This window comes from Haloarcula sp. 1CSR25-25, assembly GCF_032027985.1.
Taxonomy (GTDB): domain Archaea; phylum Halobacteriota; class Halobacteria; order Halobacteriales; family Haloarculaceae; genus Haloarcula.
This window is the reverse complement of sequence record NZ_JAHYBW010000011.1, coordinates 38894-61041: the sequence shown is the minus strand read 5'-3', so window position 1 is coordinate 61041 and position 22148 is coordinate 38894. Positions and strand designations below refer to the sequence as shown.

Genomic DNA, 22148 nt, shown 5'->3' with positions numbered 1-22148 from the left:
AACATTTCCTGATGGACAAACTTAGACATGAGTTTGATACTATGGTTTACAATCCAATCTCCAATAAATACACCGCCACAGTAAGATTCGATAGTAAAGAGCCGATCATACGCGGTAAATCGATGAAATTTCGAGCTCGCTCATTCGTTCTAACTTCGCCGTAGGTGGCCAAGCAGCTTATCACCCTTGGGGTATCTAATCGTTCAAAAGTACTCTTCAGAGTATTCAAAAAGTTACATAGCAACCGAATTCGGCACGGATGAACGGTTCTGTCCTTGGAAAACGATTAGAACGCTCTATACACGTTCTCGAACGTTCTCCTGCGTGGATTCACACCCACGTCGATAACTCCCGAGGGGTCCTACGAGTAACCGAGGAGAAAGACAATGACCAACTTCAAACTCGGCGGCTGGCTGCTCGTGGCGCTCGCGATCGTCGGACTCGCGTTCGCCGCGCCCGTGGTCAGCGCACACGGCACCGACACGACCGCAGACGATGCGCCCACTGACAATGCTACCGCCGATGACTGGGCGGCCTGGATGGAGGCGCAGATGACCGAGCACATGGGCCCTGGTAGCGTCGAGTGGATGGAGACGCACATGGGTGTGACCGTCGACGAGATGGCCCAGGACATGGCTGACGACGACTACAACGGCGGGACGTACGGACAGGGCCACTGCTGACGGCCCTGACCGTTTCGACCGCTTCGACCGAATACCGAAACTCACCACCAATTCACAATCATGACGAAACCCACCACTCACCTCGGAGGCACTGCTCGTCGACTCACGATCCTCGCTGTCCCGCTGCTGGTCGCAGCGACTGGAACAGCTGCTGCCCACGGTAGTGGAAGCTACGGCGGCGGTATGATGGGCGGCGGCTGGGGCGGTATGGGCGGACTTGGCGGCTTCGGGATGCTCGGGGGCGGGATGTTCCTCTGGCCACTCCTCCTGATCGGACTCATCCTGCTCTTCGTGTACGGAACTAACCGCGAGGAACCGGCCTCTGGGCCGGATACTGCGCTCGCCGAACTCCGCGAGCGCTACGCCCGTGGTGAACTCTCGGACGAGGAGTTCGAGACCCGACGGAGCTCGCTCACACAGTGAGGCCTTCTACCCCTAACATTTTTCCGTGTCTTCCACATGGATTCGTATCGCCGGCGTGCATCCTCCGGGAGGAGAGGAACACAAGAGAGTATCGTTAAACGATGGAGCGATTTGCTGGGTCAGCAAATGGACTCAGCTGGTTATGTATCCAGCAATCGTCCGTAGTATTGTGTAGAAAAGGAACGGACACACAAAAAATAGAATGAGAGATTTAGCGAACCCGACGACACGATCTCTCTGAACCCGTCTGGAATGACTCAAGCGATCTGAACAGAACCCAACGTGCGTTGACCCCAGTCACGTACTGACTCGAAACGCGCCCACAACAAAACCAACCACCACAATGAACAACTCGCAACACAACACCCGGACCGATTCACGAGACCAACGCAGACAGGCTGCCGAGCGCCGACGACTCCGTGCATTCACCGCCTCAGAAGCGTCTGGCGGCGCTGGATTGACCGAAGAGGAAGCAAAGAAGCTCATCGCGAGCTTGGAAGCCAAAAACACTCAATAGACCGATGACGTACACCATCACCACAACGATCGATGCACCGCTCGACGATGTCGTAACCGCAGTCACGACTGCCCTGCAGGACGAAGGCTTCGGGATCCTCTGTGACATCAACGTCAAAACAACCCTGAAGGAAAAACTCGATGTCGACGTCGACCAATACCGAATTCTCGGGGCGTGTAACCCGCCACTCGCCCACGAAGGCCTCGCCGAAGAGCCGGAATTGGGGGCCCTGCTCCCGTGTAACGTCATCGTCTACGAGACGGACGCCGGTGACATCGTCGTGAGCGCCGTCGACCCCCAGCAACTGGTCGGCATCACGGAGAATCCAGACCTCGACGAGATCGCGGTCGACGTGCACGAACGATTCGAGCGTGTCATCGCGACGGTCTCAGACGAGTTGGGAACGGTGCCGGAGGAGGAGGAGTAACAATGTCTTCGTCGAATCAACTCGACACCACGACCATCGTCCTCCTCATCCTCGGGGCAATCATCGTCCTCCCCATGCTCACCATGGGGATGGGGTTCGGTGGCATGATGGGCTACGGTGGCATGATGGGCTACGGCGGGACCACCAGCGGCTGGTGGCCACTCGTCGGGATGCTCGTCCAGCTGGTCTTCCTCCTCCTCCTGCTCGGTGGAGGATATCTCGTCTTCCGTCGCCTGACGGCATCGCAGTCGTCGCGGAATCCTGCAATGGAGGAGCTGCGTATGGCATACGCCCGCGGAGATCTCACCGAGGAAGAGTTCGAGGCACGTCGGAACAAGCTCGAACGCTCGGAGTGACGGTCCGACCACCAACCTCCGGCGTTACTCACGTCCGCTCCCTTGAAATCCGAAATCTGTGACCCTCACAGCTTTCGGATGCGAATAGAAATGTGCTAAAAGCACAAGACCATACTAGCTACTATGACGGAAGTTATCCTGTTCACGCAGGAGACCTGTGGAGCGTGCGCAACGCAGCGAGAGAAAAACGAGGGCATCGAAGATACGTATCCAGATGTCGAGTTCCGAGAGGTCGACATCCAGACCGATCTGGAGATGGCCGAGGAGTACGGTGTCCGAAAGACGCCAACGACGCTTATGTATGCGAACGGGGAGCGAACTGCCGAGTTCATCGGCATCGTCGACCGGGACGAACTGGAGGCAGCCATCGAGAGCGCCGGCCAGCAATCGCCCGGACTCGCGAACCGGCTCGCCAGCATCATCCGTGGATAACAGAAGCCAACCAGCTACAATGACAGACTACAGTAGACGCCAGTTCCTGGGAGCGCTCGGTGCCGGCACAGTCGCGAGTGCGGGATTCACCCAACCAGTCGCCGCACAGGAGACGCCCGTCGTGAAGATGGGCAACAACTACTTCGACCCGATCGGGCTCCACGTCGAACCCGGCACGACCGTCCGCTTCGAGATAGCGGCCGGAGCCCACTCGGCGACCGCCTACGAGAACCGGATTCCATCCGACACCAGCGAATTCGATAGCGCGGTCATCTCGTCGGGCGGGTTCGAGCACACGTTCGAAGAACCGGGCACGTACGACTACTACTGCATCCCGCACAAGTCGGTCGGGATGGTCGGTCGCATCGTCGTCGGCAGCCCCGGCGGGCCAGCCGAATCGAGTCCGATACCGGACGGCGACGTGCCCGAGAGCGACGCGATCGTCGAACAGGGTGCCATAGCGTATGGGTCCAGCACCGGAGGTGATGGGAACTCCGATGGCGGAATGATGGGTCCCGGGATGGGGTCTGGCCCGGGAATGATGAACGGCCGAAACGGTGGCTGGGGTGGCGGGCTGCCGATCGTCGGCGGGGCAGTTGGAATGCTCGGGCTGGTCGGCGGACTCCTCTACTGGGCACTGGGTCGAAATGACGCCCCTCCCGAGACTGGCGATTCTGCGATGGAAACACTCCAACGCCGATACGCACGGGGCGAAATCGACGAAGCGGAGTTCCAACGGCGCCGTGAACGGTTGGAGACTGGGGGAGACGACGCATCTCAGTAAGGCACAGTGTTGGTGGTAGATCTCTACACGTGTGAAGTCACTCGCCCGGGAATCCTTTGAGGACCTCCTCTTACGCCTAGTGCTCTGTCAACGGTGGACTGATGAGGTCAGACTCCCGCGGTCATAGCTTGTGGCCCGCTGACAGTTCTCTAACAGCGTGCAAGAGATAGAGGCCGAATTCAGCAAGGCATGTATTTAGCAACAGACCACGTAAAACACGAGAGCAGGGTAACGATGCATGGGAAAGAATGAACAGTCCGCAGAGGACGAGCGACCGACCGTTCGGATTCCGAAGTACAAGCGCGGCGACGAGGTCGTCGCGTGGTCCGAGGTTGATTCCGAATGGTGGGAACACGTCCAGCACGCCAAAGCGGTCCATGAGAATATCGTCGAAACCTATCGCCACGAACCCGGTGTCGAGTACATCGAGATGGGACGCGCTGAGGAGACCATCGGCGGTCACGCCACGGAGACTATCAATATCCTCGTCATCGACAGGAAAACGAGAGCGAGACTCGACGTACCCGACGAGGTAGAGGGAATTCCCATAACCGTCGAAATCGGCACCATCTCGGATACGGAGTAATCCCCTCAGTGAATACGAAGCTGTAGGGAGTTTGCAGTCTTTTCAAATCGTACGGATTTGCAAGATTCGCGCGCTGTATCCATCACGCTGTTTCTGACAGATTGCAGTTCTTTCAGGGTCCAGGGGCGAGACGAACAGCCTGCTGAACCAATCAATCGAGGATTGACGGACCACTAGGTACTCTTCTACGGACAGCAAGTCCGACCGCACCAGTCCGAATGTGTCGATGTCATTGTGATCCGTCACGTTCTACGTCTCCAGCGCTCTCGCCTGGTCGACACCGAACGGAGATGAATTGCGCGCAAGGTCGCAGTGAATGCATCCCACGAGACAACGGTCGGTAACATCGCACAGACGGTGGGTGACGTTATCGCCACCGATACCGACGACCTCGTCGTTCATCTGGCGGGGTGAGAGTGCACACGTAGCCGCGCAACTCGAAAGTCTCACCGATGTCGACCACGGCGAATCACCAACGTCCAGCTGAACAGTTGCCCCTACTCGACGACAATTGCTTACCCAATTACTTTGATAGTTGATGCCGTAAATATACTCTAGGTAGGACAGCCATCTCCTGACCACGAATAATGAACAGTACCGATTGACCAGACACCACAGTTTGAGGTGCGAAATTGACCGATAAACCACGTAATACGATGAGGAAGAACACAGTGACACGGACCGTTATCCGCTTCGCGATCGTCGTCGCGGTCGCAACGACGCTCACTTCGGGTATGATTGGAGCCGTTGCAGGCGCAGAGCATCAGAGTAGGGATACAGAGAACATCGAGGTTTGCCACGTTCCTGCAGGGAACCCCAGCAATGCGCAATTGATTACGGTTTCCGAGCAGGGATGGGAGAACGGCCACTCGAACCACGGAGATGATATCCGCATGGACGAGCATCCCTCGCATCATCCAGACCACCAGCATAGCGCGGAAACGATGTGTGAGCACCACGGGGAGCACGTCGCATAGGTACCTCACTTTGCGGGAAACCGAGTGCCAGATTCCGAGGACAGCGATTTATGCCGATAGCCACCGTACGTTCTACGAACCATGGTTCGGTGCTATATCTGTGGCTCGAAATGCGCTAGCGACGGCGAGGTGTTCGTCTGCGAGCACTGTGGGATCTCCTGCCACCGGCACTGTATGGAGGAATACGACACCGAGGTCTGCCCGAAGTGTGTCGGCGAGCCGATGATCGGAGCGATCGAGTTCTAGTCGCTCCGTCTCACGCTTACACCGCGGACAGCCCGGAGTCGAAGTATATGGATGTTCGACTGGCGAAATACGTTTTTGGCTCGTGCCCGTAGCACAGGTATGTCTACGACCGTCGAACCCCCCAACGTTGATGAGACGTGCGCCTACTGCGGATCGCATATCTTCGACCACGACCCGATCTGTGTGCGCGACTGTACCGACGACTGCGGGTCGCCGACCTACTTCTGCAACTACGCGTGTCTCTCGACCTACGTGGACAAACACAACTTGACGGCTGGCGACGCGTGCGAGTGGTCGCCTGACGACCCCCACTGCTGCTGAGTGCGCTCACCCCAAGCAAGACACGGAGCAACGTATTGGCCGCCACCCCGCCCAGGAACTACCAATGGAGCAGTTCTGGTCGTCCAACTTTATGAATGCAGCCGGCGAAGTCAGTAGTGGGTACCCATGTCGACAGAGCGCACGTCCGACGGCCTGCTCCGCATCGTCCTAATCGTCCTCGCAGTGATCGTCCTGTTTCCGATGTTAATGATGGTTTTCGCCGCTCCAATGATGGGGATGATGGGCTGGTGGTGGGGCGGCGGCACGGCCGGCGGTCTCTCGCCACTGTGGGGCATCGGGATGATGCTCGTTTGGCTCGTCGTCCTGGTCGGCATCGGCTACCTCCTCTATCGCGGCCTCGTCGGTGGGGTCGGGTCGTCGCTAACCACTGATAGGGCACTCGAAGAGCTCCGAGTGGCGTACGCACGCGGCGATCTCTCCGACGAGGAGTTCGAGGAACGGCGTGCGAAACTCACCCGCGAGGAGTCGCAGTAGTCTGTAATCATGTCCCCGACAGTACAGCGACGTGAGTTTCTCACTGCGCTCGGAGCCGGCATCGCAGGTCTAGCGGGCTGCGTCGGCAATCTCCCGGGAACCAGCGGCGGGGTCGATCGAACGATCTACGTCGGCGCGTATCACTGGGGGTTCATCATCGTCGACGAATCCGGCGAGGAACAGGACCGTATCAGCCTGCAACGGAACGATGTTCTCCGTGTCGTTTCGTTCAACACGCTCGCGAGTCAGGCCGTCCAATCCCTCCCAGCGTCGATTCGAGACGCCCTTCCCGACCACGAGGCCCTCGAAGAACGAAACGAGGAACGCATCCCGGCCCCGGCCGACGGCGACTTCCACGAGCTACTCGAAGAACGAAACGAGGAACGCATCCCGGCCCCGGCCGACGGCGACTTCCACGAGCTACTCGAAGAAGCGAACGAGCAGTACCCAGATCATAGCCTCGCGATCATGCCCTCCGGACAGGTTCACATGGGCGGTGGAATGATGATGCACCCGGTTGCACTTCCGCAAAATGCCACCAGATCCATCGTTCGACAGTTAGGGGCGACGCAACGGGGCGATTACACGCTGAGTTGCCTGACCTACTGTGGCTATGGACACCCGTACATGGAAATCGACGGTGGCATCGTCATCACATAGGGATCCGTCGTAGATGTCACCGGGGAAACTGTCCGGGAAACAGCGTGGGGAGCGAACTAGCTGGAGAGCTGTTGGGCTTGCTGGATCCACGACGACACTCGTGAGCCACTGATACCCAGTCGCTCAGCGAGCGCGGCCGGATCCGCGGCTGCGAGTTGACTCACCGTAGAAATCCCGGCGTCATGAAGACGCTCCTCGTACGCTGGTCCGATGCCGTCGAGCTTCTGCAACGACTGTTCCTGGTCGGCTCCCTCTGGAACATCGTTCCCGCCGGGTGTATCCGTTCCTTTGGTCGATGTCACCGACCGCTCTCGAAACCACGTCGCCACGCGGGGCCACAGCTCCGCGTGGGCCTTGCCCGAGACGGCCATCCCGACGTGACCGGTCGGAAACTCGTAGATGTCGGTGTCTTCGCTTGGGATAGTGTCCATGAATGGTTTACTCGCGTCCGGCGGGATGAGATGGTCGAACGAGCCGATGATCTGTAAGACCGGCATCGTGAGATTCTCGATGTCGACGGGGTCGCCATCCAGCACGAGTTCGTTCCGGTAGAGGGCGTTTTCCTGGTAGATATCTTCGATGAACTGTCGATAGGCTTCCCCCGCGACGTCGACCCCATCACGTACCCAGCGTTCCATTCGGCCGAAGTTCTCGACGGCAGTCTTGTCCTCGAGGTTGTCGAACAGGATGGTGTACTTCCCGGCGTAATTCTCGATGGGATTCATCTGGGCGAACCCCGTCGCGAGAAACTCCGCCGGGACGTTTCCGTACGTCTCGGTGATCGCTCCTGGATCGAAGTACTCCTCGCTTCCCCACTGCTCGAGGATACCACCCGTATCGTCGAAATACAATCCCGTCGCCATGAGGCCGAGATTACGGACCTTCTCCGGGTGTAGCGCAGCGTACATCGTACTCAGTGTCCCACCCATGCAGTAACCGAGGACATTGATTTCGTCAGTTTCAGTTCGATTGCGGACGACATCGACGCAGTTGTCGATGTATCGATTCACGTAGTCTCCCAGCGTCAGCGACGCGTCGAGTCGGGACGGTTCCCCCCAGTCGATGAGATAGACGTCGAAGCCGTCCTCAAGAAACCGTCGTACGACGCTCTTGTCCGGCTGGAGGTCGAGGATATATGGTCGGTTGATCAACGCGTAGACGACGAGCAGGGGCGCGTCGTGTCGGTCGTCGGTCAGGGCCTCGTAGTGCAGGAGGTCGAGTTTATTCTCCGAATGGATGACCTCACTTGGCGTCTGGCCGACCTCGACTGAGGCGAGGTCGTCGATTCGCTCCGGAAGGAAACGCATCGTCTCGACGGCATCTGCGCCTCGTTCGAGCGTTCGACGCTGCAATTCGAGAGGCGCTGTAAATGGGTGCATTGTCATCACTGGTGTCGAACGTGCTGGTGATCACTCCGGGATAGGATCGATCAGAACCGTCGCCGTTCCATCCAACACGATTTCGTTGGCGTCGTTCTCGATTCGAGTTGTGAGGCGATACCGGGCACCGTCGAGTTCGTCGACGATTTTACATCGAGCCGTCAGTGTCTCGCCGATGTCCACGGGCTGTTGGAACTCCAGGTTCTGCGAGATGTAGATGGTCAGCCCGGGAAAGCACGCCAGTGCCGCGCTAATCAGTCCCGAGACGAGTGTCCCGTGGACGATTCGGTGGCCGAACCGTGTCTTCTCCGCGAACGCGTCGTTGAGGTGGAGGGCGTTCGTGTCGCTGGTCGCTTCGGCGAACTTCCGGACGTCGTCGTCCGTAATCTCCTTCGAGAAATTGACGCTGTCGCCCTCCTGCAGCGACGTGGGATCTGCGATATCGATGTCGAATTCACCTTTCGCACGGCCGTATGGCAGACGAGGGATGATAGCACCGCTTGTCTCGATGAGATGGGGGTGCGGCGTCTCGACGTACTTCTCGGGAGCGCTATCAAACAACGCTTGGCAGTCGTTCGAGCAGAAGTGGAACGACTCACCTTCGTACTCGGTAGTCGCTTCGGCAGATTCGAGTGGGATTTCCATCCCACACACGGGGTCAACTGGCATGGGTACGCTGAATTGAGGGCTGGTTCACGGATGGGTTCGGGATCAGGATCGTTCAGTCGGTCTGGTAGTGAATAACGTAGTCACTCACTATCAACGTACGTGTCGCTCGCATCGTCAACCGAGAACAACTGTAGAGGGCGATCACTTCCCAAGATGGTCAACCTCGTCGAGAGCTTCAGTCGCCACGTCTCCAAGTTCGCCTGCCTCGATGTGGGAATAGCGCTCTCGAACCATCTCCTCCGAGTTGTCGAGATATCGAGCTGCGACCGTGTAGCCGAATGCTCTGACGAGGACCTCTCCCATGCCTCGTCGACCGCCGTGAGGAGCGAGGTAGTCGTGTTTCGGGTGGACGATGTCGACCTCCCCCTCCTTGGAGAGTCGTTGGAGAATCGACCGTGCACCATCGGTCGTGATCGACGGCGGCCGAATGTCTTCCTCAAGTGTCAGTAAAAGGTCGCGAGCGAACTCATCACGCCGTTCTTCGATGACGTCCGGTTGTAGCCCTCGGTCAGCGAGCTCCTCCCGTACGTGCGTCGCGAGTGTCCGCTGGTCGAACGTCGGGAACACCGGCCATCGATCCGCTGGCGGATCCATCAGTTTCCGGTAGCTCCGTAACGGCGAGATAACCGGGTCGGGGAGGCTCGCGGCGTCCCACTGCTGTTTCTTCCGGTAGACGTCCATACTCCCGTCGTCGAGGGAGAGGTCCTCCCAGCGGACGCCGCGCCGGCGCGGGTCGTTTGGATCCCGGAGCAGTTCCCCGACCCGAACGGCGGTGTACGCGAGGACGAACACCAGCGCCCGGTCACGAGCCGCCTTCAGCGCCGCGTAGCGCGCTCGCTGCTTGTCGAGGGGGTCAGTAGCCACCGGGAGTGTCGTGTAGGCCTCGATAGCGTTGCGAGCCTGCTCGTCGACGTGACGAGTGAGTGCGTGGCGCTGTTCGGAGGTCCAGGCCTGCTGGTCGCCGGGCTTACGGCCGTCGTCCTCCGGCAGCGGCGCCATCGCACTCGCCCGCTGCGCGTAATGCGCCTCGAGATATCCCTCGTTGACACACCACCCGCACCACGCAGAGATATAGCGGTAATAGGTTTGTACCGTGTTCTGCTTGAGGCCACGGTCACCAGCGAGATGCCGTGCGTACTCCCGGAAGACGCGTTCATCGAGGTCGTCGAAGGTCGGCTCCCGGTCGACGTCGTTGGGGACGATCCCGGTCCAGTCGTCGTCACCGCGGTCGCCAGCGGCCCACTCGGCAAACCGCTCGAGCTCGCGTGCAGCGTTACGTCGATAATTCCCGCCGTCGCCCCCGCGGCCTTTCCCCTTGTCTTGCAGGTAGCGCTTGAAGGAACTCGTGAGTGACTGATCGGCGCGTTCTCGGGGTGTCATGGTTCCTCGTTCGCGTACTGGTAGGTCGGACGGACGTCCTCAAGGAGCTCTTCGACGATCTCCCAGAGGATCAGCGACGGGGTCTCGTGGTCGAACGTGATCCCCCAGCGATCCTCCGCATCGCCGGCTGAATACTGGAAATGCGTTCGTCCGAGATCGGGATGGTCCTCGTCCTGGTGCCACCCCGCGTGAAATCCCGTGTTCGGGTCGGTGTAGTTGATACGGAACCAATCATGTGGCTCCTGTCGGTACCACTTGATGGACAGTTCCGGCGACTCAGGCCCTGTCGAAGGGTCGAGACGGGCTGGATCAAACCGTGCCCGCAGCTGTTTGGCCTCGATATCATCAGGAACGAACTCGACTGTCGTGATCTGTGGCACACGGTCGAGGACGTCCCGCTTTAGCTGGGCGTAGAAGTTTGCGTTCGGGTCACCACCGGGATGCGGGACCGACATCCGTCAGCTACTGGCCTCGGCAGGCTCTGTTGTCGGAGCGAGGAAGTCCCATTCTCGGATGGCGAACCCAACGATCTGGATACGCCGCTGAAGATGCTCCCACTCACGGGCAATCTCACGGCGACTATCTTCCTCCTCAGCGTCAAGGGACTCGTCAGCGAGCGTCCCGCGAAGCTGGTTCGGTGACTCAACGCCGAATTCGTCCTCCCAGTCGCGAATCTGCGTCTTCATATCGGCGAGACGGTCCGTGAGCTCCTCGACAGTGTGGCCGCTGTCTCGAAGACGCATCGCCTCCTGCATCGCTTGGCGACGATAATCAGGGTAATACGTCGTGTGAGTACCGCTTTCGTCACGATGGAGGATGCCATCGTCGACGAGCCGTTCGAGGACGCGTTTGGTCGGCTCGTGTGACCAGCCCGCTTCGGAAGCGATCCAGTTGGCTGTCCGCGGCTCCGACAGCTGCCGAGCAACCATCCGCACGCGGTCTTCACCCGTGGTCTGGCGCTCCATCAGACCCTCGGAGTTCGATTCATCTTCGGTCATACAACATCGTTCGGGCTTTGTCTTAATATAGATTGAGGCCATTAGTTCTATATCGAATAGACTTCTTCGCCATCGCCCCGATCTCAGCTGTGGGTAGCCAGAGTAAACACGGAGCCCGGTCTTGGCGGCTCTACCCTGGGGGAAGCGCCGTTCTGAGCCGATTGCAGCATTCGTGCTTACCGGACGGCGTCGGGGTACTAAAAACTGGTCGTGATTACCCGTATAATCACGACCAATAGGGAAAGAAGTCTCATCTCCGATATTCCTACGATATAAGGGTTCTACTCACCAATCATCGAATCTGAGTTGATAATAAATCGTATGCCGCTATACCAAAATCGGAACCGGAAAGTTGAGACTACAGCAGGTTTAGCGGGACTGTGATGCGTGCTTTCAGTCGAATCGACGAGCTGAAACTGGTTAGGTCGCTCTCCCAACGAGCGTTCTTGTTATGCTGATGACTAATTTGGAGTGTTTCCGAGACTTCGGGTAGTGTAGCCACTCAGACGCTGGGCTAACGCGGGTGGCGCACCCTAACTATCCGATCCCTGTCTCCTTCTTCAGCAGCGTCAGTGTGTTATCGGCCGTCACGACCGGCGCGTGCTCATACTCGCCGGTCACTTCGACCTGCACGAGTAGGTCCACTGCTCGCCAAATCGAGTACAACAGGCAGGCGAATGCGAAATAGAAGAACCGTAGCCCGAAATGCTTCGACGTCGTCGCCGCCATGAACCGCTTTATCGATCTATAGCCGCTTTCGATTTCCCACCTGTAGCCGTACTCGGTAAGGTGTCCGCTCCCGCAATTCGTCATGAACACCGAGTACTGTCGATGATCGTCGTGCTCTGAGTCCTCTTTCCGACGGTAGATTAGCGTCGTCCCGTGCCACTCGTTCTTCCCGAGATGGAGCTTCCGGTCGGTCTCGTATCGGTCCCGGTCACGCTGGAGCAATCGCTTCGCCTGCGCTTTCTCGCTGGTCTGCATCCGCTTCGGGACGACGTATGAGAGTCCACGCTGGCTGATCATCTCCAGCACGTGCTGGCTGTCGAACTCCCGGTCCATCAGCACGTTATCGACGTGGACGAGCTCTTCAGCCGAATCCAGCAAGTCCTCGACGATTTCCTTGCGTGACTCTCCTCGTCGAACCGGTCGTGCATCAAGCACGAGCGGAACGACGTTGCCGACTAACTGGACCGTCGCCCACTGATAGGCGTACTCGTCAGTCTTCTCCTTTGTTCCGATGATCTCGTCCTCGTGACCCGTTCTATCGCCTGTGAAGGGGGTAGCTTCGGTAATGTCGATTGCGACGATTCCGGCTCGAAAGAACTGCTCTGTCTCCGCAATTTCGTTCAGAAGCCGAGTGATGGCCTGCCGGTACATCTCTCGCACTTGGTCAATCGAGAGGTCGCGGATGTGCCCGCGATGGGCGTGCCCCAGCGGCGTCCGATCCCGAGTCGATTCGTAGACGAAACTGCGAGCCCCTTCGTTCGCAGCCAGTCGCTCACGAAGACCCAGATACGTTTGTAAGTCCCAGTACGCGTTCTCATGGATTTCACAGCCATCACCACGGTCCAGCGAGAATGACGGGAAGACGACTCGGCTGACGTGATCGCTGATCTTCGCTGCTTCTTCCAAAACAGTCTGGTCGTCCGGATCGGTCTCCCTAGACTCGTCGTTGTGGTACTGGAGCTTCCGTTCCGGGTCACGAGGAACCGCAACACCGGATTCTGTGCGTTGATGAGGAGCGTCCGAGCCGTTCTCTCAACTGTCTCACGGAGGTCGGCACTGAAGCGCTTGTTCCAACTGCGCCAGAGTGTCGACTGATCGAGAACAGAGTCGAACCCGAGCGAGCGACGGGTACCTGAGTGCTGCCGAAGATATTCGACGAGCGCGGTTTCGTGGTCCCAGCCGTACACCTCTTTCAGTAGGAACGCCCTGAAGAGCTGTTCCATCTCGTATCGAGTCGGACCGGAGTACTGGTCGTGGGGACTGAACTCCACGTAGGAAAGTGGATACTGACAGACGAACCCCTCAACCGAGTCGTGGGCGTCGTGCTCAAACCAGATTCCCGAGACGGTCCGGAAATCCTCAGTGAGCGCCGGCAGTGAACTCCGGTCGTACAGTGGCGTCGAGTCGTAGGCCGGCCAGTCGAGATACTGTGTTGTCGCTATCGAACGGAAGACATCGCGCCGAGAGACGGCAGTCGGTGCCATCGGGGACACGTCTGCCGTTCTGGGCCAATGATATGACGGTCTCTCCGATGCTCACGTATGGGAACTCAGGCCTCCTCAGCTTCGGGATCGTTCACAGATAGCAACCCTGTCGCCATAAGCCGTCGCGTGATCGCGACCAGCCCGTTGTCGAATCCGCGGCCAAAGATTCCTTGTTCGTGCTCACGGCCGTCTGCTCTCGTTTCGGTGAACGAACTCACCAAAATCGCCTCACGGTCGGCCAGTAACAGCCGACTGATTTCGGTATCGTCATCTGGAAGCGGTGACCGGCTCAGCCAGTCCAATCCTGAGACGAACACTTCGACACTAGGCAGGGCATCCTGAATTGTGGCCTGGAGGTCTTCATCGACTGTCCCAATGATGACGTTCACATCGCGTTCCTGAGCCGACTGCAGCTGTTCGGCCAGTTGCTCGGTGAAAATACTCTCGTGGCCGACCACGAGGATCAACTCCTCTGTCGCTCCCTCGATCAACTGCTGCGTCCGGCTTGTAATGCCTTGGTCGCCGGAGATGGACCACACCTCGTGGGTAGCCTCCGTTGATTCTTCCTCGTCGGTCGGTTCGAGCCCGCTCAGGGCACTTCGGAGTGACTCGGTGCGCTCGGCGTACTCCGACTGGAGGGTGTTGACAGCCTCGTCGATGGAGACCGCTCGAAATATCTGTGGGTTCGAGTGCTGGGTTTCTACCAGCCCCTTGGATTCCAGGACGCGAATCGCGTCGTAGACGCGCGTCCGGGGCACCTCAGAGGTCTCGCTGATGTCCTTGGCCGTCCCGCGCTGGCGGCGTGCGAGCGCCACGAACGACTTGGCTTCGTACTCTTTGAGCCCGAGTTGTTGGAGCAGATCGACGGCCTCACGGTGGCTCGGCCGGTCCATCACGGCCATCCGTCCGGTAGCTCGTCTTGGTGGTCGTCCATCAGCCGGAGTAACGGCGCGATCTCGTCGAAGTTCGGTCCTCGGCGGATACTGTGGATATCCTCGTCCCACTCGATGTACCCCGATTCAGCAAGCTTCGGGAGGTGGGCGTGGTACAGTTCGGTCGTGAGCAGTTCGAGATCGTCGTCCTCGGTGGCAAGCTCTACGACCGAGAATTCGTCTTCGTCACGCGGGTTATGCTCGCTAACGAGCAGGAGAATTCGACGTCGATAGGGATGGCTGAGCGCGTCGAATACCCGGTCTAACGAGCCTGGATCGGCAGAATCACCGGTCATGACTCCCCCTTTAGGATAGTAGTCTCGCGCAATACGTCGCCCATCCCACGGCGAAGCTGCTGGGACACCTCGACGTCCGACCGACCGAGTACATCAGAGATATCGACGAGCGACGTCGCTCTTGGCACCTCGAAATATCCCTTCTCAAGGGCGACACGGAGCGTCTCCCGCTCCTCTGTAGGCAGCACCTCGGTCGGCTCGTTGGACTCGTGTCTGTCGCGTCCCATCCTATCTTACCTCGTTGAATGACCCGCTCGAAGGAGTCCCTCAGTCCTCACGAAGGGCATCTCCGGATCCTAATAACAGTCAAGACATATAGAAGTGAAAGCGTTGGCCCTAACTGTACCAACCCCGCCAAATATTTTTTTTTTGAAGTTAGGGTATTCTACACCGGGCCGATATCATCGGCATACGATTCGGTCTCGAACAAAACCTCACACAGGGTGCGTTCGGCTGCACGCAGGTGTTCGGAGAACGTCGGCTGTGAGACGCCGAGCAGTTCGGTGACCTCCTGCCCGTTACTGACCCGTGGCATCTCGAAGTACCCGCTCAGATACGCCGTCTGCAGGACCTCTCGCTGTCGGTCAGTCAGTTGATCCTCAAGTGCAGTCACGAAGGTTTGCCGCGTCTTCAGCGGCCGCTCACGCGACTGGCGAGCGCGCAGTTCGAAATTTGGATTCCACTGACGGAGCCGGTCCAGGAACTCACGGACCGCTGCCGTATGGGAGACATCGAGAGCAGCGGTCGCGACGCCGGAATCGATGGTAATTGCACGCACGACAGCCCCGTCGTCAGTGACCCGTGCGGCGAGCGGAGGGTCGGACACCCGCGCCCTGAACAGTGACCCATCAGCCCCATCGGTGAGACAGTCCAGGTCGTCGAACGCAAGGAGTTGCGATGCTATGTCCTGAAGTTCCTCCGATGAGATCCCACCAGCAATGAAGAAGACGTCGGCCTGCCCATTCGACCTAGGGACGAACCCTTGGTAGTCGATGGTACACTCCGTCTCCCGGGCGAGCCGACACAACGGTGTGTCGGCGTCCTCAAACCGGAGCGTGAGTTCGACGACGCTGTCGGTTTGCAATGTCGCTCTCGTCTCTCTGGCGTTGATGGTGTGGGCGATCGTGTCGCCAAGCTCCGACAGCACCTGCTGATTCCGCTCGTCCTCGTTCGACTGGGGGTGATCGGCGTAGACGGTCAACACGCCGTACGCTGCATTATCGTAGACGAGCGGGATGCAAACGAGCGAGCGAGCGCCGCGTTCGAGCGTTGCTTCTCGCCAGGGAGCGAAGTCACTGTCCGTAGCGATGTCCGCAACCACCTGCAGGGCGCCGGAGCGTACTGCACGAGCGATAGGATCACGATTGGTCGGCGTGTCCTCGACCGTGATCGTGAGATCCTCCAGGTAGCCGCTATCGACGCCGGCCCACGCCCGTGGTTCGACCACGTCGGTCCCCGGATCGTGGTACCCGATCCAGGCAAATTCGTAGAGGTCGGAGTCGGCTAGCCGGTCGCAGACGACTTCGTCGATCTCCTCACGCGTGTCGGCGGTCACGAGCGCCTGGTCGATTTCCCGAATGAGCGTGTTGAGCCGGTCGAGACGAGTCAGTTCTTCATTCTGGTCCGCCAACTCTTGTTCTCCGGCAGCGCGGTCCCACGCTGTCTCGACTGTCGCCGCGACGGTCTCCGCGAGGTCGACCGTTCGGTCGTCGAAGGTATCGGCCCGCGTCGAACCGAGACAGACGACACCGTGGCGACCTAGCGGGACGAACGCGCGGCTTCGCAGCGGCGACGTCACATCCGACCCGAGATCAAGGTCGTTCTCCACCTTGATGTCGGTCCCGACGAACGTCTCCCAGACCTGATCGGCGATCTCGGTCGGGAACTCGACCGCTTCGGTATCCACGTCCCCGGCCGCGTCAGTAGCGTATTCCCGGAGATCGCCACGCCGGCCGTCGTATTGCCAGAGTGTGGCGTATTCGACAACAAGAACCTCACGCACGATTGGTGCGACCCGGTCGGCGATCGTCGCCGTCTCGGCATCGATCAGACCCCGGGTCGCGTTGTTGAGCCGTTCGAGCGCCGCTTCGCTCTCGCGGACCTTCTGCTCGGCTTGTGCCCGCTGGACGGCCGCCCAGGTCCGCTCGGCCGTCTCTTCGAGCATCGCTACCTCGGTATCGGTCCAGTCTCGAGGCGTAGCCTGGGTGACACCGCAGTACGCGGTGAGACGGCCGTCCTTGATTAGCGGCACGCTTGTGTACGCGGCGATGTCCATCTGTCGGTGGGCAGCTCGTTCCTCCTCGCTCAGCTCCGGTATGGACGAGATATCGTCCAATATAAGCGTTTCACCGGCCTGGAACGTATCGGAAATGTACTCGCCGTAGTCTTCGAAGTTGTGTTCGCCAACCACCGAGTCGACGCCCTCACGGCAGTAATCCGCGTGGATGCGATTCGTGGTGCCGTCTTCGAGCACTTCGCCGTAGTGAGCGCGGGCGACGTCCAGTTCCTCGCCGAGAACGCGGCCGGCCTCTCGCTGGATTTCTTCGGGATCCGATAGTGGGCGAATTACGTCAGTGAGTTCGATGCGGAACGCATCCAGTGCGGCTTCTTGCTGGAGTTCTTCCTCGGCCTCCTTGCGCTCGGTGATGTCCTGGAAGACGACAGCGACCCGCCAGGGGCCCGCTCCCTCGGGTTTGAACACGTAGAAGTTGTACCAGATGCCGTCCGGTTCGGCGTACAGTTCGTGGCGCTCCCCCTCTCCCGTGCTAGCGACGCGGCCGAATACCTCGTACCAGTACTCCTCGTACCCCATATCGATCTCGGTCAGCCATCGGCCCTCGAATTCCTCGCCGACCATCTCGACCGCCGCCGGGTTCGAGTCACGGTAGAAGATGTCGAACGCTTCGCCGTCGCTGTCGAAGACCACGTCGGCCAGGAAGAAGCCCTCGTCCATCGAGTTCAGGATAGTCCGATAGCGCCGTTCGCTCTCACGGAGGTCTGCCTCCATCTGCTTGCGCTCGGTGATGTCGTCGACCAGACATGCAACGGCCCCGCTGTCAGTGCTACCGTACGGAAATACGCGAACATCGTACCAGCCATCGGCGAGCGGACCGTCTGTGGTCTCGATCTCGAATCGTCTCGAGTCGCCCGTCCGGACCACCTCATCCCAAAGGTCTGACCCAGGCAGGTCGCCGTCAAGGTCGAGATCGGTCACCAGTTTGCCGACTACGTCGGTCACACCGATGAGTTCCTCAAACACCGGGTTCGTTTCTACGAAGCGGTAATCAACCAGGTTCTCGCGGTCTGAAGTGACCTTGCTCTCGTCAGCCAACCGTTCAACGATGAAAAAGGTCTCTTCGATGGACTCGTTGATAGAGTCGAACAGCCTTTGGTTGCGTTGCTCAGACTCACGAAGGGCCTGTTCGGCGCGAGCGCGTTCGAGTCGCGGGAACAGTCGATTCGCCAGTTCCTGGACGAGTTCGACCTCGTCCTCGCGCCAATCGCGGGGGTCGGGATCGGTGAGACTGAGCAGGTACTCCCATTCGCCGTCACGGTGGAACGGGACGGTGATGAACGATCGGACGTCGATGGTTTCAGCGGCCTGCGGGTCGGTGTATCTATCCTCGTGCGTGTCGGCGCTAACTATCGGTTCGCCGGCTCGAGCCGTCTCCTGAAACTCCTCCGTCGAGAACTCCGAGAGACTGACCGTGTCGGGCAGTGGCCGTACGATGTCGTCTTCCCACCGGTAGAGATGGTCGACCGTGTCAGCTTCTTCGTCAATCGAGCTCATGTTGTAGACGGCGACGTCCAGATACTCGTTGATCCGCTCTCCGGCCGCCGTGACGATCTCTTCCGGCGTGGTGAGTTGGGTCAATTCCGCCTCAAGATCCTCCAAGAAGGCAGTGTTCCGTTCCCGTCGCTTCTGGTCAGTGACGTCGACCGCGATATTGAACACGCCGCCGATCGAGCCGTCTGCGAGCGGTATCGGACTGTAACTGGAATCCCACCAGACGTCCTCGATCTCATCGGTCCGTTCGAGCGGGAGCAGGAACTCCTCGAGTCGGGTCGCACCGTCTCCTGCCATCACCTGCTCGTGGATCGGGCCGAGCGTGTCCCACGCTTCCGGAAACACGTTCCGAGCAGGCTGGCCGAGCGCGTCCGGATGCTTTGTCCCGATAACGTCACGCGCGAGATCGTTGTACAGCAGCGTCAGGTCCTCGCCCCAGTAGATACCAATGGCCTCGTCCGCCCCGAGCATGATGTCGACGGCGACCCGCAACTCGGGCGGCCACTCATCTATCGAGCCAAGTGGCGTGTCGGCCCACTCGAACTCACGGATGCGTGCGGCCATCTCGCTGTCGGCGGTGAGTGAGGGAGACTTCCCATCTCGGGATGAGACCGAGTCCTGCCGGTCCGAAGTGTCGCCGTTGCGCAGGGGCTTACCGTCGACGGGGTGCCACCAGACGCGACTGTTGGCCCCCACCTTCTTCGTCAGCAGGGTCCCATCATCGACGAGCGACTCCAGTCTGTTGTAGATCGTCCGCTGGGTACAGTCGAATTCCTCGGCGACCTCTGGGGTCGTCACCGGCGTGCCGGGTGGGCCGAGGGCGTCGACCTTCTCCAGCACGTCTTCCGGTGCTGGTGCGGCCGTAGTCATAGGGGCTCTTCGTTGAGGGCCACAAAAAGCGTTCTGTCGATGGAATCACCGACTGTACGAACCGAGAGACACGCGAATTTCACATGCTGAACCGACGCCGTAGCGATTCTCTACGCGGTGAAGGGTGTCGTTCCGATATCCTGTCGGTAGTCGTATTAGCGAGTAGAGCCACGTTCGGATCGACGAATCGTGGACACAGGTCCGGTGTACCGTGAAGTGCAACGCTTTCGTCAGCGGTGGCTCTGGACACTTCTCGGGGGAATCGCGCTGCTCATGCTTCTGCTCGGGCCCGTCTCGTGGCTCGGACTTTTCATCGTCGGTGCCGTCGCCGCGTTCGTCTACAGTCTTCGCCTCGAGACCGAGGTCAGAACCGATGGGATCTACCTCAAGATGTGGCCGCTTCACTGGTCGGCTCGTCGCATCTCCTGGTCAGAGATCGACAAGTATGAAATGAGGACGTACAGGCCACTTCGAGAGTTCGGCGGGTGGGGAATTCGCTGGGCCCCGGGGAAACTCGCCTACAACATCAGTGGGAATCAGGGCATCTGGATCCAGCGGACGAACGAGCGATCCATCCTCATCGGGTCACAACGCGTCGAGGAGTTCGTCACCTCGATTGACGAGGTCTATGAACGCTGAGTGGGCGGTAGATCATCCTCGCCCAGCACTCGTGTATTGAGACCAACTGTCTCAACTTCTCCTGAGTCTTCTAACGCGAGGACGGGCAAGCGTGAACTCCGCTCTGCCAACCGTGTAGCCGAACCAGCTATCGAGGTACTCGTCGGCCCGACCGAGTGGGGGAGAGATTATTTGATGGGCTCGACACCGAGATCGCCTTTCTCCAGCTTTGCGACCGACCGACTCGCTACGCTACTAGATTCCCATAACTACCTGTACTCGATTACGTAGGACCCGTGTTTTTCATTGATAGTGCCTTCACCTCGGATGTCATCCTCTGTGCGCATCGTGACGTCCATCGTTGTGGCACCACGACCAACGAGTTCCAGCGAGCCCTGCGCCGGCAGCGCCGGAACATGGAGTATAGTCGTCCCACTCTCTCCAAACCATCGACTGGTATCGGTACCACCCCGTTCCTTCACGTAGACACCCAGCAGGAACGTCATTTCGGCCTCCGTCCCGCCAACATCGATATCGACGACTGGCTCTCCGTCTTCGTCCCGAATAATAAGCCGATTAACGTTCATCGATAGGTCGCGGCCGTTCTCAACGTCAGGATTGAGCTCAGACTCAGATACCGTTTCCTCAAATTCCAACGCGAAGGTGTCACCTGTGAACTGTGGCGGGCTACGTGCTCCGCTTGCGAGCACGTCAGCCGTGACTTCAAGATACTTTTCCCCGTGTTCTTCACTCGGTTCGATCTGGGTATCCTCATACCATTCATTAAACGATGTCACGAATACTGGACCGTCCCCGTACTGTCGAGCTACGCTAGCGGCGTTCTCATACCGCTCCGGCGATGTTTTCAACGGAGGATTATCACGCTCAACGTGTGTAATCTCTGTATCATCGAACCCTGGAATCGCTGTCGGCATAACATCGACATCAACGTATTCTCCCGCAAGATACCACGCACGGTAGGCGGATTTCATCCGCTCAAGAAAGACTTCCCCTATATCATCACGCGACGTATACGGGTTATACGTCGTTACAGCGTCAGCAACCTCGATAACGGGAAATGCATCTAGTGACACTGTTTCTGGGAGATCTACGATGAGGTATGGCTCGACACCAGCGGCCTCAACTGCAGCGGTATACGCCCCAGCAACATCACCTCGGAGGAGGTTAGCAACCCAGATGTAGAGTACCGGTCGACCGTCGATGTGCTTGTAGTTTTCCCGATAGAAATAGTTCTCAGCGAGATACTTGAGGTCGTCTTGGAACCTCTCTTTGTTCCATTCGATATCCATGTCCGTCTTGCCACCTTCGAGACGGCCAGTGGTCTCATACAGCACAGACCACTCAAGCTCGTCCGATCGCGGGTGCTCAAGGATATCATCCTGAAAACGTGTATCCTGATAACTTTCCGGTCCCCACCAAGATACGTTAAGCCACGAGATGCCAGCTCTCCGACACCAGTCGATGTGCTGTTCGATGACCTCCGGGTCAGTTGAATTGTAGTTGCCAAGCACGGGCGTCGATGGTGACTCTAAACTCCACTCTCCACCGCGCCAGCTGTGCCCAGGTGCTCCATACCACGGATAATAATTGGCGGCGACATCCCGAACGACATCCGGCCGCTCGGCACGTACTACGACTGTCCCGACGGTTTCCTCGTTGATACTGACTGCCTGTGTCCCCGTGGTCTCAATGGATTCGTTAAATTCGATTGATGCTTCCTCGCCTCCCTCAAGCGAGATTGTCTCTATCCCCGCTTCCGTATCTCCGACACGAAGCCGTATATCGAACTCCGCTGTGGCGTCTCGGACATTGACGACGTCAACTGTCACCACCACAACCTCCCCTTCGGTTAACTCAGCCGTTTCTAGGGACGTCTCGATAACATCAAGGCCGGATGAAGTGCCCTCTCCACTGTTTTCTCCTGAAGGTGTGGAGTCTCCCGTCTCATCGTCGGGGGAGGTCCCCGTCTCCAGTATGTCACTGCACCCGGCGACTCCGACGGCGCCAGCCACCCACCCCTCATACAACAACCTCCGTCTTGTTACCTCATCGACCATACGCAACCTACTGCACATGTG

General features: G+C 58.9%; 22 protein-coding genes and 1 pseudogene. 12 read left to right on the top strand and 11 right to left on the bottom strand.

The window, feature by feature from the left end:
• Positions 1-386: 386 nt before the first annotated feature.
• From KZ498_RS22145 to KZ498_RS22095, 11 genes are all read left to right on the top strand, one after another.
• A complete protein-coding gene (locus tag KZ498_RS22145) occupies positions 387-683 on the top strand; it encodes a hypothetical protein (protein WP_312621668.1) in 297 nt (98 codons plus the stop codon).
• Between the two features lie 60 nt (positions 684-743).
• Positions 744-1106, top strand: a complete 363-nt coding sequence (locus tag KZ498_RS22140; protein ID WP_312621666.1) for an SHOCT domain-containing protein — start codon at positions 744-746, stop codon at positions 1104-1106.
• 521 nt (positions 1107-1627) lie between these two features.
• Complete coding sequence (locus tag KZ498_RS22135; protein WP_312621665.1) at positions 1628-2050, top strand: DUF302 domain-containing protein; 423 nt, start codon at positions 1628-1630, stop codon at positions 2048-2050.
• 2 nt (positions 2051-2052) lie between these two features.
• Positions 2053-2406 (top strand): SHOCT domain-containing protein, encoded by a 354-nt coding sequence (locus KZ498_RS22130; protein WP_312621663.1) that lies wholly within the window; start codon positions 2053-2055, stop codon positions 2404-2406.
• A 123-nt stretch (positions 2407-2529) separates the two neighbouring features.
• Positions 2530-2838: a thioredoxin family protein gene (locus KZ498_RS22125; RefSeq protein WP_312621662.1), complete on the top strand. Its 309-nt coding sequence runs from the start codon at positions 2530-2532 to the stop codon at positions 2836-2838.
• Positions 2839-2857: 19 nt separating this feature from the next.
• A complete protein-coding gene (locus tag KZ498_RS22120; protein WP_312621661.1) occupies positions 2858-3622 on the top strand; it encodes a plastocyanin/azurin family copper-binding protein in 765 nt (254 codons plus the stop codon).
• Positions 3623-3860: 238 nt separating this feature from the next.
• Positions 3861-4208, top strand: a complete 348-nt coding sequence (locus tag KZ498_RS22115) for a hypothetical protein (RefSeq protein WP_312621660.1) — start codon at positions 3861-3863, stop codon at positions 4206-4208.
• 656 nt (positions 4209-4864) lie between these two features.
• Complete coding sequence (locus KZ498_RS22110; RefSeq protein ID WP_092893749.1) at positions 4865-5185, top strand: hypothetical protein; 321 nt, start codon at positions 4865-4867, stop codon at positions 5183-5185.
• A 345-nt stretch (positions 5186-5530) separates the two neighbouring features.
• The gene (locus KZ498_RS22105) at positions 5531-5752 is read left to right on the top strand and encodes a hypothetical protein (protein WP_092893748.1); all 222 of its coding nucleotides are present in this window, start codon (positions 5531-5533) and stop codon (positions 5750-5752) included.
• A 126-nt stretch (positions 5753-5878) separates the two neighbouring features.
• Entirely contained in the window at positions 5879-6247 is a 369-nt protein-coding gene (locus KZ498_RS22100) for an SHOCT domain-containing protein (RefSeq protein WP_092893747.1), read from the top strand.
• A 9-nt stretch (positions 6248-6256) separates the two neighbouring features.
• A complete protein-coding gene (locus tag KZ498_RS22095; RefSeq protein ID WP_312621657.1) occupies positions 6257-6907 on the top strand; it encodes a hypothetical protein in 651 nt (216 codons plus the stop codon).
• Between the two features lie 56 nt (positions 6908-6963).
• Here KZ498_RS22095 and phaC read toward each other — a convergent pair whose 3' ends face one another.
• The 10 genes and pseudogenes from phaC to KZ498_RS22045 form a co-directional block, all read right to left on the bottom strand.
• A complete protein-coding gene (phaC, locus tag KZ498_RS22090) occupies positions 6964-8292 on the bottom strand; it encodes a class III poly(R)-hydroxyalkanoic acid synthase subunit PhaC (RefSeq protein WP_092893745.1) in 1329 nt (442 codons plus the stop codon).
• Between the two features lie 24 nt (positions 8293-8316).
• Positions 8317-8955, bottom strand: a complete 639-nt coding sequence (locus KZ498_RS22085; RefSeq protein WP_092893744.1) for a MaoC/PaaZ C-terminal domain-containing protein — start codon at positions 8953-8955, stop codon at positions 8317-8319.
• 141 nt (positions 8956-9096) lie between these two features.
• Complete coding sequence (locus KZ498_RS22080; protein ID WP_312621653.1) at positions 9097-10335, bottom strand: phage integrase SAM-like domain-containing protein; 1239 nt, start codon at positions 10333-10335, stop codon at positions 9097-9099.
• Positions 10332-10790 (bottom strand): hypothetical protein, encoded by a 459-nt coding sequence (locus KZ498_RS22075; RefSeq protein WP_119712869.1) that lies wholly within the window; start codon positions 10788-10790, stop codon positions 10332-10334. Before KZ498_RS22075 ends, KZ498_RS22080 begins: the two co-directional genes overlap by 4 nt.
• 3 nt (positions 10791-10793) lie before the next feature.
• Positions 10794-11375 carry a hypothetical protein gene (locus KZ498_RS22070; protein WP_310917069.1) on the bottom strand — a complete coding sequence of 194 codons (582 nt, stop codon included), beginning with the start codon at positions 11373-11375 and terminating at the stop codon, positions 10794-10796.
• Between the two features lie 495 nt (positions 11376-11870).
• A pseudogene (locus KZ498_RS22065) lies at positions 11871-13546 on the bottom strand (transposase).
• A 65-nt stretch (positions 13547-13611) separates the two neighbouring features.
• On the bottom strand, positions 13612-14439 hold the full coding sequence (locus KZ498_RS22060) for a helix-turn-helix domain-containing protein (RefSeq protein WP_312621641.1): 828 nt from the start codon (positions 14437-14439) through the stop codon (positions 13612-13614).
• Entirely contained in the window at positions 14439-14774 is a 336-nt protein-coding gene (locus tag KZ498_RS22055; RefSeq protein ID WP_312621639.1) for a helix-turn-helix domain-containing protein, read from the bottom strand. The genes KZ498_RS22060 and KZ498_RS22055 overlap by 1 nt, the downstream gene beginning before the upstream one ends.
• A complete protein-coding gene (locus KZ498_RS22050; RefSeq protein ID WP_312621638.1) occupies positions 14771-15001 on the bottom strand; it encodes a helix-turn-helix domain-containing protein in 231 nt (76 codons plus the stop codon). Before KZ498_RS22050 ends, KZ498_RS22055 begins: the two co-directional genes overlap by 4 nt.
• 158 nt (positions 15002-15159) lie before the next feature.
• Positions 15160-19431 (bottom strand): GAF domain-containing protein, encoded by a 4272-nt coding sequence (locus KZ498_RS22045; RefSeq protein WP_312621636.1) that lies wholly within the window; start codon positions 19429-19431, stop codon positions 15160-15162.
• Between the two features lie 189 nt (positions 19432-19620).
• On the opposite strand from KZ498_RS22045, the gene KZ498_RS22040 reads away from it, so the two are divergent.
• Positions 19621-20070 (top strand): hypothetical protein, encoded by a 450-nt coding sequence (locus KZ498_RS22040; RefSeq protein WP_312621635.1) that lies wholly within the window; start codon positions 19621-19623, stop codon positions 20068-20070.
• A gap of 248 nt (positions 20071-20318) precedes the next feature.
• Here the strand turns inward: KZ498_RS22040 and KZ498_RS22035 are convergent, their stop codons facing one another.
• The gene (locus tag KZ498_RS22035) at positions 20319-22127 is read right to left on the bottom strand and encodes a glycoside hydrolase family 99-like domain-containing protein (RefSeq protein WP_312621633.1); all 1809 of its coding nucleotides are present in this window, start codon (positions 22125-22127) and stop codon (positions 20319-20321) included.
• Between the last annotated feature and the right edge of the window lie 21 nt (positions 22128-22148).

Excerpts from the sequence above, each read along its gene's own strand:
- KZ498_RS22145 (WP_312621668.1), top strand. The coding sequence starts at position 387 with ATGACCAACTTCAAACTCGGCGGCTGGCTGCTCGTGGCGCTCGCGATC.
- KZ498_RS22140 (WP_312621666.1), top strand. The coding sequence starts at position 744 with ATGACGAAACCCACCACTCACCTCGGAGGCACTGCTCGTCGACTCACG.
- KZ498_RS22135 (WP_312621665.1), top strand. The coding sequence starts at position 1,628 with ATGACGTACACCATCACCACAACGATCGATGCACCGCTCGACGATGTC.
- KZ498_RS22130 (WP_312621663.1), top strand. The coding sequence starts at position 2,053 with ATGTCTTCGTCGAATCAACTCGACACCACGACCATCGTCCTCCTCATC.
- KZ498_RS22125 (WP_312621662.1), top strand. The coding sequence starts at position 2,530 with ATGACGGAAGTTATCCTGTTCACGCAGGAGACCTGTGGAGCGTGCGCA.
- KZ498_RS22120 (WP_312621661.1), top strand. The coding sequence starts at position 2,858 with ATGACAGACTACAGTAGACGCCAGTTCCTGGGAGCGCTCGGTGCCGGC.
- KZ498_RS22115 (WP_312621660.1), top strand. The coding sequence starts at position 3,861 with ATGGGAAAGAATGAACAGTCCGCAGAGGACGAGCGACCGACCGTTCGG.
- KZ498_RS22110 (WP_092893749.1), top strand. The coding sequence starts at position 4,865 with ATGAGGAAGAACACAGTGACACGGACCGTTATCCGCTTCGCGATCGTC.
- KZ498_RS22105 (WP_092893748.1), top strand. The coding sequence starts at position 5,531 with ATGTCTACGACCGTCGAACCCCCCAACGTTGATGAGACGTGCGCCTAC.
- KZ498_RS22100 (WP_092893747.1), top strand. The coding sequence starts at position 5,879 with ATGTCGACAGAGCGCACGTCCGACGGCCTGCTCCGCATCGTCCTAATC.
- KZ498_RS22095 (WP_312621657.1), top strand. The coding sequence starts at position 6,257 with ATGTCCCCGACAGTACAGCGACGTGAGTTTCTCACTGCGCTCGGAGCC.
- phaC (WP_092893745.1), bottom strand. The coding sequence starts at position 8,292 with ATGACAATGCACCCATTTACAGCGCCTCTCGAATTGCAGCGTCGAACG.
- KZ498_RS22085 (WP_092893744.1), bottom strand. The coding sequence starts at position 8,955 with ATGCCAGTTGACCCCGTGTGTGGGATGGAAATCCCACTCGAATCTGCC.
- KZ498_RS22080 (WP_312621653.1), bottom strand. The coding sequence starts at position 10,335 with ATGACACCCCGAGAACGCGCCGATCAGTCACTCACGAGTTCCTTCAAG.
- KZ498_RS22075 (WP_119712869.1), bottom strand. The coding sequence starts at position 10,790 with ATGTCGGTCCCGCATCCCGGTGGTGACCCGAACGCAAACTTCTACGCC.
- KZ498_RS22070 (WP_310917069.1), bottom strand. The coding sequence starts at position 11,375 with ATGGCCTCAATCTATATTAAGACAAAGCCCGAACGATGTTGTATGACC.
- KZ498_RS22060 (WP_312621641.1), bottom strand. The coding sequence starts at position 14,439 with ATGGACCGGCCGAGCCACCGTGAGGCCGTCGATCTGCTCCAACAACTC.
- KZ498_RS22055 (WP_312621639.1), bottom strand. The coding sequence starts at position 14,774 with ATGACCGGTGATTCTGCCGATCCAGGCTCGTTAGACCGGGTATTCGAC.
- KZ498_RS22050 (WP_312621638.1), bottom strand. The coding sequence starts at position 15,001 with ATGGGACGCGACAGACACGAGTCCAACGAGCCGACCGAGGTGCTGCCT.
- KZ498_RS22045 (WP_312621636.1), bottom strand. The coding sequence starts at position 19,431 with ATGACTACGGCCGCACCAGCACCGGAAGACGTGCTGGAGAAGGTCGAC.
- KZ498_RS22035 (WP_312621633.1), bottom strand. The coding sequence starts at position 22,127 with ATGGTCGATGAGGTAACAAGACGGAGGTTGTTGTATGAGGGGTGGGTG.